The following is a 6,284-nucleotide window of genomic DNA, read 5'->3' on the forward strand; positions in this document are numbered from 1 at the left end:
TCGTCCTGTCGTTCAAACCGGTCGGTCCGGTGATACTGCCGGACAGTCTCATCCCATGGAACCTGTCCATGGAGGCGTACGACCGGGTCATCGGCGCGAGGAGCCTGCTCCGATGGACCTTGAACACGGTCATCTACTCGGTCGTGTCCGTCGTAGGTGTCCTCTTCTTCTCCTCGCTGGCGGGATATGCGTTCGCCAAGAAGCGTTTCCCCGGCAAGGAGGTGATGTTCTGGTCGTTCATCGCGATGCTGATGGTTCCGTACCACATCACCGTCGTCCCGGTGTTCATCCTGATCTCGAACGCCGGCGGCGTGAACTCGTACTGGGGCCTGATCTTGCCGACCTTGGCGAACGCCCAGGCGGTCTTCCTGATGCGGCAGTTCATCAAGTCACTGCCCGATGAGCTGTTCGAGGCGGCCACGGTCGATGGCTGCTCGGAATGGCGGATGTACGTGTCGATCGTGGTGCCACTGATCAAACCGATCCTGGCGACGCTCGGTGTGTTCGTCTTTCTGTGGCACTGGAATGACTTCCTGTGGCCGCTGATCATCGGGCAGAGCAATGACATGCGCACACTCACCACCGGCCTGGCGTCGATGAACGCGGAGAATGTGCCGCTCAACGTGGTGCTCGCCGGCTCGGTGGTGGCGTTCGTCCCGATCTTCATGGCCTATCTGATCGGCCAGCGGTACTTCAAAGAGGGCGTGACCATGTCCGGCATCAAGGGCTGAGCCTCGTTGGTCTCGGCCGGCTTTCAGAGGTGGGCGAGCGAACCCCTCTGGTCACCTCGCATCTCGACGGTCGTCACAAGAGATCACGACACAACAAGGAGGATGTGTGATGCACGATCGCTCCAGCACGGGCGTGGCGCGGGGCGGAGCCGCGCCGAGAGACGTGTCCCGGCGGGCATTGCTCGCCGGCGCACTGACCACCGCGTCGGCCGCGGCCTTCGCCGGCCCCGCGGTCGCGGCGCGCGGGTCGGCGGCTGTAAGCGGGGGAGAACCTGTCTCGCTGGGCCAGCCACTCAGAGACGTCAACCTGATCGGCGCTGCCGTGACGACGACACCGGAAGGTGTGCCGACGATCTACGGGGTCATCATCGGTGAGCCTGCCACCCTGGCAGCGGTCCACGCGAACACGCACGACGTGTTGTGGACCCAGCCGTTGGAGAACTCCGGCGGCTCCTACTCGGTGCAGGTGACCCCCAACGGGGACATCTACGTCGCCGCATACAGCGGCGGGCATCTGTACCGGAAGGCCTGGGCCAGCGACACCATCGAGGACCTCGGGCAGCCGTTGCCCGGCCAGACGTTCCTTTGGGACATCACGATCGGACCGGACGACCGGCTCTACGGTGTGACGTACCCAGGCGCCATGCTCTACGCCTACGACCCGGCGACCGGGGACGTGCAGGACTACGGCCGGCTGGTGACCGACACGCAACAGGCACGGACCATCGCCGCGTATCAGGGCAAGCTCTATGTCGGCACCATGACGCCGGCACACTTCCTCGAAGTGGACCCGGCGACCGGCGACAGCAGGGAGATCCCGCTGCCGGACGGCGCGGCCCCGGACAACCCGCAATCCTCGATCTTCGGCATCGACGTCACCGGCGACCGGATCTACGTTCGTGTCGGCACCGATATCAAGCACGCTCCGCTCTTCGGATACGACCTGGCGAGCGACACCTGGTACGAGCCGATCACCCAGGTGGCGGGGCTGAGTCTCCCGGAGCCCGGGCCGGACGGTGAGATCTACGTGATGCGGGAGAACACGCTCAGCGCCTACCATCCGGACACCGGCGAGGTGGTCGAGACGTCGCTGATCTACCCGGGCCGGGTCTACAACTATCGCGGCGTGGGCTGGGTCGAGCTGGATGATCCGGACTGGCCCGGCCAGACCCTTACCGGGTACTTCTGGCGGGGCGAAGTGTGGCGATACAACCCCACCACCGGAGAGTCACAGATCGTACAGTCCGAGGTGCCGGGCGAGCCGATCGAGGTGCTCTCCCTGGCGACCGCCGTCGGCGGGGGTGTCTGGGCCGGTGGATTTCTGGGCGGATTCGCCCGGGTAGATGTGGACGACGGCAGCGCCGAGTTCCACCGCTGGTCGCAGACCGAGTCGATTCACGACGACGGAACCGACGTGTGGCTCGGTGCCTACCCGGACGCGCGCGGATACCGCTATGACCCGGAGGCGCCGTTCAACGATCCGGACTACAATCCCGGCCCACCCGGGACCGAGGTCAACCCGGTGAAGCTGTGGGACTTCTCGAGCTATGAGGGCAGGCCCCAGGACCGCGTCTTCGCGCTCGCGCGGAGCGGCTCGCTGACCTTTGCTGCAACCGGTCCCAAACGCTCGGCCTACGGTGGCACGTTGACCATCTACGACGACCGGACAGGTGACGTGGAGATCCGGGAAGATCTGGCGCCGGAGCGGGCATTCACCTCGCTGGCTGTGCGACGCGCGGTCGTCTACGCGGGCAGCTGGATCAACGGTGGGACCGGAACGGATGATCCGCCGCAGTCCGAGGGCACAGTTCTCGCCTACGACCCGAGGAAGGACCAGGTGCTGTGGCAGGTCTCCCCGCTGGCCGGCGCCACGAGTTACGTCGGGCTCGTCTTCGATCCGCAGGGCCGTTTGTGGACCCTCGCCGGCACCACGTTGCTCCGGCTCAACCCGCACACCGGCCAGGTGACCAAGGAGATCGACCTTCCCGGCGAAGTCGACACCACCGGGATGACCTTCCCGTCGCTGGCCGGCGGGGTTCAGCAGGTGCCGGGGGCGAGCGCCCTGTACGTGAATGTGGCACGGCGGCTGTTCCGGGTGCGGACCACCAACGGCGATGTTGAAGACCTGGGTGAGTTCCCGTACCGCCTGGTCACCGTGGTGGACGACGGCAGGCTGGTCATGTCGTCCGCCGCCACGCTGTACGTGTGGGAGCCACCCGCCTGAGGGTCGGCGCGTCGGTTGCGTGGAGCAGCCCCTAGTTGGCCTGACCTCGCCGTGGTCTGTGGGCTCGGCTGGTCGGTGGGGAGGGAGGATTTCTCCTCCCTCTCACGCGGCCGGCGGGCGGCTTGGCCCGCTGGTTGCGTCGGCCTACCGCCGCCGAAGATCGGTCGAAGAAATCCTCCCTCCCCACCTTCTCGGGTCACCTCAGTCGTCCCGTCTTCCCAGTTCGTCAACTCGTAGTTCATTCCGACACGTCAGCTCCTAGTTCCTCCCGTTTAGCGAAGGAGACGTTTGCATGACCGAGAACGTTGGCACGAGCAAGTCGACTGACAGACGTACTTTTCTCAAGATCAGCGGTATGGGTGCAGCCGCGCTCACAATGGGCTCCGCACCGCTTCAGGCCATGGCGGCAAGCCCGGCCACGACGTCGGACGCTGACCCGGGTGCGGTCGACGACTTAGGCGAACCGGTACACAAGACGCAGGCGTTGAGCTCCGCGCTAGGCCCGGGACCGGACGGGGAGCCGCAGGCGTACTTCTTCATCGAGGGAAACGCGACGACCAACGGCGAGTTCGGCGTCGTCGATCTCCGCACGAAGGAGACCGTCGTCGACGTCCGCATCGCGGCGGGCCGGTCCAGCCAGCGGACCATGGGTGTCTCCCCGACCACAGGTGACGTGTACTTCGGTACCGCGGACAGTGGCGAGCTCTACCGGTACCATCCCGGCGACGACGACGTGGAGCACCTGGGCAAGGCGCTCGACGGGCAGCGGATCTGGGAGATCGGCGTCGGTGACGACGGGATCGTATGGGGTGGCACGTATCCCGGCGGGATCCTGTTCTCGTATGACCCCGCAACGGGCGATGTGACCGACCATGGTCAGGCGCTGTCAGGTGAGCAGTACATCGGAGCCGTCCGGCAGGTGGGCGACGAGATCTATGTAGGGACCCAGCCGAACGGCCGGCTCGCCAGGTATTCCCCGGCCACCGGCGAGTTCGTCGAGGTGGAGCTGCCGGATGGGCCGGTGGACAGCAAGGTCAACAGCATCGACGTGCGGGGTGACCTGCTCTTCGTCACCACCGGTGGGCGAACCTATGTCCGTGATCTGGCGGCGGATGCTTGGTCGGATGAGATTCCGAGCGTCGGCGGATACGGGGTGTCACCGCTGGACCCGGAGACCGGCAGCTCCGTGTATGTCCGCTCCAGCGGGACGATCAAGCGTTACGACCTGGAGACAGGTGAACTCGAGTCCACCGGGTGGAGCCCGAACGCCACGCCGGAGTCCTGGGCATGGGTGGACCTGGCGGATCCCGACGCGCCGGGACTGTCGTTGGCGCTCACGTATTGGAACAGCGGCCGGATCTATGCCAGGCAGCTGGAGGCCGGCGCAGGCTACTACCTGCAGCCGTCCCTGATGGGCGCCGGAGCCCAGCTGGTATCGATCGGCACCGGACCGGAAGGCAACATCTACAGCGGTGCCTACCTCAGTCCGCCCGGTATGGGCCAGTGGGACCCGGACACCGGGGAGCATGTGCTGCTGAACGGCACCAGCCAGATCGAGGGCTTCGGCACCTTCCAGGGCGACCTGGTGTTCGGCCGTTACCCGCAGGGCCGGCTGTACCGGTTCGATGTCAGCCAGCCCTGGAGTATGGGGACCAACCCTGGTCCGACGGTCCAGCTGGATACGTACGAGCAGAACCGGTGCCAGTCGTTCGTCGAGCTCGCCGACCGGGTGGCCGTCGCGTCGGTGCCGGTCACCGGGCGGCACAACGGTGCGGTCACGCTCTGGGATCCCGACACGAACGACGTCGAGGTGTTCCGCGGCGTCGTGGAGAACCAGACTCCGGTGTCGCTCGTGCTGCACGACGACGGCCTGCTGTACGGCGGCACATCGATCAACGGTGGCTACGGCATCGATCCGGTGACGGACGAGGCCAAACTGTTCGGCTGGGACCCGGAAACGCACGAGACGGTCTTCGAGATGGTGCCGGTGCCGGGCGCGACGACGGTGGCCGGGCTCGTGGTCGACGAGAGCGGCCACATCTGGGGACTGGCCGGTGGCACCTTGTTCGAGTTCGATCCGTCTGACCGCACGGTGGTGCGCAGCATCGTGCTCTTCGATGAAGCCGACGGTAGCCGCTACGGCAACGAGCACGTCCTGCTGATCGACAACGGGCGGATGTTCGGCGTGACCCTGGAGCGGCTGTTCGTCGTCGACCGGGTGACCGAGGAGATGACCGTCCTGTACGACGGGACCACCAGTATCGAAGGCGATGGTGGGGTCGCACGGCATCTGGCCATCGACCGGTACGGCGACCTGTACTTCATCGGTCTCGGCACGCATCTCATGCGGTACCAGCTGCCCGAGGACACGGCACCTCCGACGGTGCAGGCACAGGTGCGTCCGACCGGAGACGTCTCCCGTGGACGGCGCGTGGTTCGGTTGTCCGCTTCCGATGACCACACAGGCGTGGCGGCGATCCACTACCGTGTCGACGGTGGCGCCTGGGAGACGTACCGTCGCGCCGTCGTCGTCGGGGGCGCCGGTGACCACGTCGTCGAGTACCGCGCCGTCGACAACGCATGGAACGCGTCCGCGATCGAGTCCGTGTCGTTCACGATCGTGGATTGAAAGTCTCCAGCAAGTAAGCCATGTGAGTAAGGAGAGCTCATGGATCGGGACAGGCTCGCCATCGATGGCGGGACGCCGGTGCGTACCGCACCGTTTCCGGGCGTGGCGAGCGCCGCCGGACGGCGGCTCGGCGACGACGAGGTGGCGGCGGCCGAACGCGTGCTGCGCAGCGGGATGCTGAACAGCACGATCGGCCCGGAGACGCGTCGGCTGGAGGCGGAGTTCGCCGACTACATGGGTATCGCCTATGCGGCCGCGTCAAGCTCCGGTACTGCCGCGCTGCACCTGGCGGTCGCGGCGGTCGATCCCGAACCCGGCGATGAGATCATCACCACCGGCCTCTCTGACGCCGGGACGGTGCTGCCGATCATGATGCAGAACGCCGTCCCGGTCTTCGCCGACGTCGAGCCGTACAGCGGCAACCTGGACGTTGACGCCGTCCGGGAGAAGATCACGGGCCGGACCCGGGCGATCATCGCGGTGCACCTGTTCGGGCAGCCAGCGCCCGTGGCTGAGCTGCGTACGCTGGCCGACGAACACGGCATCGTGCTGATCGAGGACTGCGCACAGGCGTACCTGACGCGGTGCGCGCCGGACGGGGCACTGGCCGGGACCGTGGGACATCTCGGTTGCTTCAGTCTGCAGCAGACGAAGCACATCACAGCCGGTGACGGCGGCCTCACTGTTACCGGGGACGCAG

Annotated in this window: 4 protein-coding genes; all 4 read left to right on the top strand. The window is 66.4% G+C overall.

Features of this window, described 5'->3' with window-relative positions; genetic code table 11:
• Positions 1-731, top strand: a 731-nt coding sequence (locus ELR45_RS25590; RefSeq protein ID WP_165368095.1) for a carbohydrate ABC transporter permease, incomplete at its 5' end; no start/stop codon positions are given.
• Positions 732-840: 109 nt separating this feature from the next.
• The gene (locus ELR45_RS25595) at positions 841-2,955 is read left to right on the top strand and encodes an NHL repeat-containing protein (protein ID WP_129668870.1); all 2,115 of its coding nucleotides are present in this window, start codon (positions 841-843) and stop codon (positions 2,953-2,955) included.
• Between the two features lie 292 nt (positions 2,956-3,247).
• Positions 3,248-5,584: an OmpL47-type beta-barrel domain-containing protein gene (locus ELR45_RS25600; protein WP_129668871.1), complete on the top strand. Its 2,337-nt coding sequence runs from the start codon at positions 3,248-3,250 to the stop codon at positions 5,582-5,584.
• A 39-nt stretch (positions 5,585-5,623) separates the two neighbouring features.
• A partial coding sequence (locus ELR45_RS39055) for a DegT/DnrJ/EryC1/StrS family aminotransferase (protein WP_205857259.1) occupies positions 5,624-6,284 on the top strand: 661 nt, incomplete at its 3' end.

The sequence above is a fragment of the Phytoactinopolyspora endophytica genome (assembly GCF_004138495.1).
Lineage (GTDB): Bacteria > Actinomycetota > Actinomycetes > Jiangellales > Jiangellaceae > Phytoactinopolyspora > Phytoactinopolyspora endophytica.